We start from the raw sequence: 6,273 nt of genomic DNA, 5'->3' as shown, positions 1-6,273 counted from the left end.
GCCCGCAAGGGCGAGCCCCCACGGGCCGGGGCGTACCTGCTGCGGCCGTTGCGTCAGGTCATCGAGTCCATCAACCAGACCTTCAAGGGCCAGCTGGACCTGGAGCGACACGGCGGTCGCACCCCGGTCGGGGTGATCACGCGGGTGCTCCAGCGGATCCTGGCGCTGACCGCCGCGATCTGGCACAACGATCGCACCGGCCAGCCGGTCCTACGCTCTTTGACGGCCTACGACCACTGACCCCTTGGAATCACTCATCTAGCCCGTGAAGACCACCTCTCCGGACCCGTGCTCGTCGTCTCCGTCCAGCAGTGCGAGTCCGGGGGCGTCCACGTGCACGGTGACCTCGGTGTCGCACTCCAGGCCGATGACGTGGCTCTCCCCGGGCCGGAACTCGCGCGTTCCCACGGGCAGCCGGGCGGTGCATCCGGCCACCTGGTCACGGTGCTCGAACCGGACGGTGGTCCGGTACCCGGAGAAGAACGGGGTCGTGCGACCGCCGTCGTCCCCGGCGCGCATGGTCAGGTCCACGGTGATCTGCCGGCCCGGACCGTAGGTGTGCTCGGTGACGGGCCCCTCCGCGGGAACGGCCTCCTCCACGGGAGGGGCCTCGCCGTCGCCGTGGCAGCCGGACGCGAGGAGGAGGGCGACCAGGGCGAGGGGGACGGGAGAGGGTGCGCGCATGGGGGGGGATCCCTGTCGGTTGCGGGGATGCCGAGGCTACCCCGCCGCGTACAGCGGCTCCCGCCGGTGGCGATAGCGTCTGCCCATGGTCCGAATCGCCGAACTCGTCCACTACCCGGTCAAGGGGTGTGCGGGCACCTCCGTGCGCACCGCCGAGATGACGCCCGCCGGTATCGCGCACGACCGCACGTTCATGGTGGTCGACGCCGACGGGAACTTCCGCAGCCAGCGCAACGATCCCCGCATGGCGCTCGTCCGCGCCGGTGTCGGCGCCGACGGCGCGCGCCTGCGCCTGGACCTGGACGGGCTCGGCCCCGTCGAGGTCACGGCCGTTCCGGAGGGGCCGCGCCTGGACGTGACGGTGCACAAGCAGCGGTTCACGGGCGTGGACCAGGGCGCCGAGGCCGCCGGATGGCTGTCGGAGGCGCTCGGCGCGCCGAGCCGCCTGGTACGGGTGCCCCCGGACCACGACCGCCGGGTGGGCGGGATGACCCCGGGCACCAGCGCGTTCGCCGACAGCACGGCCGTGCTGATGGTGTCCCTGTCCTCACTGGACCTGCTCAACGAACGCATCCTCGCGCGCGGCGCCGAACCCGTGCCGCTCGACCGCTTCCGGCCCAACATCGTGGTGTCGGGCTGGCCCGAGCCGCACACCGAGGACCGTGTCCGCGCCGTGCGCCTGGGTACCGCGGAACTGGGCTACGCCAAGGTGTGCGTCCGCTGCGCGGTCACCACGGTGGACCAGGACCGGGGGGTCAGGAGCGGGCCCGAACCCCTGCGCACGCTGGCGGCCTACCGCCGCGCCGACGCGGGCGGGGTGTCCTTCGGCGCCAAGTTCGCCGTCACCCTCCCGGGAACGCTGTCGGTCGGCGACGAACCGGAGGTCACCGCCTGGGACGAGCCCGAGGAGGGGTTGGGCGAGCGGCTGGCCGCCGTCCTGGCGTGACCGCCGGAGCGCCCCTCAGTCGCCCAGGTCGGACTCGGCCAGGAGAAGGGCCGCCGCGGAGGGGTCGCGCAGCGCGGCCGCGAGCAGGTGCCGCCGCGACCACTGGCCGGCGCGCCAGCACAGGGCCCGGGCCAGCCCGCCGGTGGTGGAGGCGTGTACCGAGCCGTCGCCGACGTACCACTCCAGTTCGACACCGTCCACGGTGAGCGTCGGGTGGTGCAGGTAGGTGCGGTCGGGCTCACCGTCGGGGTCGAGGAAGAGGTCGGCCTCGTCCGGTACCGAGCGGATCTGCCCGGCCGAACCGACCTTGCCGGTCACGACCTCGCTCGCCAGGTCCAGGTCGAGCACGTCCGCCAGGGCCTCGGCGGCCTCCGCCGGCGCCAGTACCAGGGCGCGGTCCCCCAGCAGCGGCAGCAGGTCCGGGGAGTCCACCACGACGGCGTACTCGACGTCGGCCACCACGATCGCGCCGCCCCGCACCGCGCGCACCATGGTCGGCGGGGTGACCAGGTCGGAGTCCACCCCGGCGAGGGCGGCCCACACCCGGCGCAGCGCCGTGCGGTCCACGTGCCGGGCCGGGTCGGCCAGGCGGGCGAGCAGGTCGTCCGGTCCGTCGGGGTCGGTCAGCAGGTCGGCCAGGGTGGTGCGCACGCCCAGGGCGCGGGCGAACTCCGGGTCGACGTCGGCGGACACCTCGTCGTACAGGCCGGTCAGCGCGGGTTCGGCGTCGGCGGTGCGCAGCTCGACCGGCGCGCTGCCGTCCAGCAGGGCGCGGCCGCGCAGCCACCAGGCGGTGTAGGAGGGCACGTCCACCACACGGCCGTCGGGCAGCAGCACCCGGGTGGGAGCGGTGACCGCGTCGCGCAGCGGCCCCTCCGCGAGCATGGCCAGGGCCCGGGGCCACTGGTCGTCGGCGATGCAGTCGAGGTCGGCCACGCACACCAGCTCGGGCACGACCGGCGGCAGCTCGGGGTCGCCGACGCGTTCGAGGACCTCGTCGGCCCAGTCCTCCAGACCGTCCGGGCCGTCCTCCCCGGCGGCGCCGTCGAAGACCGAGACCAGGTCCTCCCCCAGCGCGGCCTCCTCCGCGCGGACCGCGGTCAGCTCCCACAGGGCTCCGACCGCGCGCAGCGCGTCGATCCCGTGCCGCTCCACGAGGTCGGAGTGCACGGTGCCGAAGGGTGCGTCGTCCATGAGCAGGTCGGCCAGGGGCGCGCCGGGGACGAGGAGTTCGGCGGCGACCGAGTAGCCGTCCTCGTCGTCGCGCAGGGCCAGCTCGGACAGCCAGGGCGCGTCGGCGACGGTGGTCCCCGAGGCGGCGACGAGGTCCAGGACGGCCTCGGCCACGGGCTCGGGGTCGACGGCGTCCAGGGAGTCGCGGACGGCGGCCTCGGTGCGCGGGTCGGACAGGACGGTGGCGGCGCCGGCCTCCACCGCGCCCAGGCGGTTCAGAAGCGGGTGGACCGCTTCGGGGTGGACCACGCGCACGCCCAGGGTGGCCAGGGCGTCCGGGGAGACCCGGTTGCCGTGGGCGTCGCTGACCGCGTCCCAGTCCTCGCCCGGCGTCAGCAGGGACCGGGGCCCGCGCACGAGCCGCCCGTCCGCGAGCGGGACCGGCAGGGCGCCGAGCTCCTCGATGTCGGCGCCGCCGCTCCCGGCGCTGGCGAGGGCGGTGTAGAGGGTGGCCCACCAGCGCGGCGGCCGGTCGGTGTCGGCCAGCAGGTCGGCGACGTCGGCCAGTCCGACGCGGTGGACGCGCAGGGCGGCCAGCGCCGGATGGCGGGGGTTCCACGTGCCGGGCAGCAGCTGGGGGACGAGCTCGGACAGGGCCGTGGCGAGGACGTCCGCACCGTCGGACCCGCCGGTGTCGAGCAGCACGGCCTCGCGCGCGGCGACCGGCGCACCGGCGGCGGTGGTCAGGAACGGGGTGTCCCGCAGGGGTTCGGCGACGCGGGCGCGGAAGGCGGCGTCGACGGCGCCGCCGCCCACCCGGGTACCGGGTACCAGCTCCAGGGCGGCACGGGCGTCGAAGCGGCGCAGCATGGCGCAGTAGGCGTCGGCGGCCTCCCCGAGCAGCAGGTCGGTGGCGGGCCCGGACTGGACCGCGCGCCGGTCGCTGCCGAGCGGGAAGGTGCCGATGAGGACGGCGGGAAGGTCGAGTTCGGTGTCGGTGGGCGTGGGCGCGTGGACCACGGCGTCCACGTCGGCGGGCAGGGTGGCGACCGTGCCCTCCTCGTTCACCGGGACCGCCCAGGTCAGTGACCACGCGGTGCGGCCGCGCTCCTCGGTGGGGCGGTCGGCGAGCAGGTCGGGGTCGAAGGCGCCGGACCTGCTCAGGACGCGCCACAGGGTGGTGCGGGTACCTTCGGCGTCCCGGTGGCTGGTGATCAGGTCGGCAGTCCCGGTGGTCTCCTCCCGGGTGAGGACGCGCTCGGCGCCCTCCACGTCCACGCGGACCTCGGAGAGGCCGGGCAGGGCCAGCAGGAGCGCCTCCCCGGTGCGGTCCAGGAGTTCGCGCACCCGGTCGCGGACGGAGTCGTCGCGCAGCAGCAGGGTGACGACGGTGTCGTAGCCCCCGACCGCGGCGCTCCCGGCGGAGGTCCCGCCGATGGTGCTCTGGGCGGGGAAGGGCAGGCGCAGCATGGGAACGTGCCCGGAGCGGCGCTCCACCTCCTCGGCGAGGCCACCGTGGGTGCCCTCCTCGGAGAGCAGGTCGGTGACGGAGGCGCGGGCGGCCTCGGCGCTGAAGCGGACGGCCGCGCCGCCGGAGTCGACGGTGACGTCGTCGCTGAGCGCCGCGACCGCGGAGAAGCCCACCCCGAAGCGCCCGGTGGAGCCGTGCTCGTCGCGCTTGGTGGAGGCCCGCAGCGTGGCCAGCGACTCCACGCCCTCGGGGGTCAGCGGGGCACCGGTGTTCGCGGCGGTCAGCCGGTGGCCGGCCAGCGCCAGGCGCATCCGTCCGGGCACGCCGGCGCGGCGGGCGGCGTCGGCGGCGTTCTGGGCCAGCTCGACCACGACCCGGTCGCGGTAGCCGCCGAGCGCGAAGTCCTCCTCCGCGTTGGCGTCCTCGCGGAACCGGGCGGGCGCGTCGGCCCACGCCGCGAGTACGCGTCGGCGCAGCTCTGCGGTGTTGTAGGGATCGGCCACCGAAGCGGTCAACGGATCGGCCATAGCGGTTTCCTCCTGCGCTGCGGGCGCGGCCCGGCACGGTGCACCCGGGGTGGAAGCGGATGCGGTGAACCGACCCTAGCCCACCGTGGTGGAGGGCCGGGGTCCGGTCGTACGGCGCGGCGGCTCACCGGCGCGGCGTGCTCAGGAGTCGGAGGAGACCAGCTCCAGTTCGGCGGTGTCGTCGAAGACGATGTGGTCGTAGCCCATCTCGTCCACGACCGGTCCGACCGGCTCACCTCGCGCCTCCGGCCGACGCACCTCGGAGTGGGCACCGCAGCCGTGGTCCATCGAGACCACCTTGCCGTCGTCGGGGGCGTACTCGTTGGTGCACACGCCGAACATCTGGCGTAGTTCACCGGCGAGGGGCGTCATGAAGCCGCATGTCAGGCAGTGGGCGGGCGCGGCCGCGGCGATCGGGCTGCGCGGTCCGGCCTCGCCGTTGTACCAGCGCTCGGCGGCCTGCTCGCGGCCGGTCTCGGAGAGCACCTGGCGTCGGCCCAGGCCCAGCTCCCACACCATCTGCCGGTCCACGCCCTCCTCGTCCAGGTCGTTGTCGGGCACCTGGGCGTAGCCGGGGACGAGGCGGTCGTCGTCCTCCTCGGTGGGCAGCAGGTCGCCCACACCGACATCGCCGGGGCGCAGCCGTTCCTTCCATGGAACCCATTCGGGCGCGACCATGGCGCCCTCGCCGGGCAGCAGAACGACCTCGTTGACCGTGACCTTCTTGGCGCGCGAGGCGCGGACCACGGTAACGGCGTAGTTCCACCCCGGGTAGGCGGGGTCCAGGCAGGTGAAGTAGTGGGTGATCAGGCGTGTGTCCTCGATCTGGGGGGCGAGGTGCTCACCCACCCATTCGGGCCGTCCGGCCTCGGCGGCCACAGAGCGGGCCAGATCCACCGCCTCGATACATGCCTTGTCCGGTACAGGAGAACGTCGAGAAGGGCTCACGTTTCCCATTCTCACTGATCGCGGGCACCGATTTGACCATAACGCGGGTCAAGGTTCGACCGATACACCCTCTTGATACGGTCGTGCGCCGGTCGCATGTGACCCGGGCCACCGCGCCCAGGGGGTCGGCGGCCGCTCAGGCCTCCAGGTCGTCGGCGACCACCCGCAGCACGGAGGCGATCTTGGCGGCCTCCCTGCGCTCGGGGTGGCGGCCCCTGCGGTAGCCGTTGGACAGGTCCTCCAACAGCTTGATGAGGTCCTCCGTGATGACCACCATCTCGTCGGGTTTCTTGCGCCGTGCCCTGACGACCGAGTGCTGGGTGTCCAGGAGCTTGACCTGGAGCGCCTGCGCGCCCCTGCGCCCCTCGGCCACGCCGAACTCGACCCTCTGGCCGGGGCGCAGCGGCACGGTGCCCTCGGGGAGCGAGGAGGAGTGCACGAACACCTCACCGCCGTCGTCCCGGGTGAGGAAGCCGAAGCCCTTGTCGCCGTCGTACCACTTGACCTTGCCGGTGGGCACCTGA

Annotated in this window: 5 protein-coding genes and 1 pseudogene; 2 read left to right on the top strand and 4 right to left on the bottom strand. The window is 74.3% G+C overall.

Annotated elements, in window-relative coordinates:
- Nucleotides 1-240 (top strand): annotated as a pseudogene (locus FYX01_RS12420) (IS982 family transposase); the annotation flags it as partial.
- Nucleotides 241-258: 18 nt separating this feature from the next.
- On the opposite strand, the gene FYX01_RS12415 reads toward FYX01_RS12420, so the two are convergent.
- Nucleotides 259-684, bottom strand: coding sequence for a hypothetical protein (locus FYX01_RS12415; protein ID WP_150240738.1), 426 nt, complete (start codon nucleotides 682-684; stop codon nucleotides 259-261).
- Between the two features lie 85 nt (nucleotides 685-769).
- On the opposite strand from FYX01_RS12415, the gene FYX01_RS12410 reads away from it, so the two are divergent.
- Nucleotides 770-1,630 (top strand): MOSC domain-containing protein, encoded by an 861-nt coding sequence (locus FYX01_RS12410; protein ID WP_150240736.1) that lies wholly within the window; start codon nucleotides 770-772, stop codon nucleotides 1,628-1,630.
- Nucleotides 1,631-1,645: 15 nt separating this feature from the next.
- Here FYX01_RS12410 and FYX01_RS12405 read toward each other — a convergent pair whose 3' ends face one another.
- The 3 genes from FYX01_RS12405 to FYX01_RS12395 all read right to left on the bottom strand — a co-directional run bounded on the left by FYX01_RS12405 (nucleotide 1,646) and on the right by FYX01_RS12395 (nucleotide 6,269).
- Entirely contained in the window at nucleotides 1,646-4,801 is a 3,156-nt protein-coding gene (locus tag FYX01_RS12405; protein WP_150240734.1) for a sacsin N-terminal ATP-binding-like domain-containing protein, read from the bottom strand.
- 141 nt (nucleotides 4,802-4,942) lie between these two features.
- Nucleotides 4,943-5,698, bottom strand: a complete 756-nt coding sequence (locus FYX01_RS12400) for a DUF3027 domain-containing protein (protein ID WP_150240781.1) — start codon at nucleotides 5,696-5,698, stop codon at nucleotides 4,943-4,945.
- Nucleotides 5,699-5,885: 187 nt separating this feature from the next.
- Nucleotides 5,886-6,269, bottom strand: coding sequence for a cold-shock protein (locus tag FYX01_RS12395; protein ID WP_150240732.1), 384 nt, complete (start codon nucleotides 6,267-6,269; stop codon nucleotides 5,886-5,888).
- Between the last annotated feature and the right edge of the window lie 4 nt (nucleotides 6,270-6,273).

Source organism: Nocardiopsis quinghaiensis (assembly GCF_008638365.1).
GTDB lineage: Bacteria > Actinomycetota > Actinomycetes > Streptosporangiales > Streptosporangiaceae > Nocardiopsis > Nocardiopsis quinghaiensis.
Note: the sequence above shows the minus strand (reverse complement) of the source record. Positions and strands in the feature narration are given on the sequence as shown.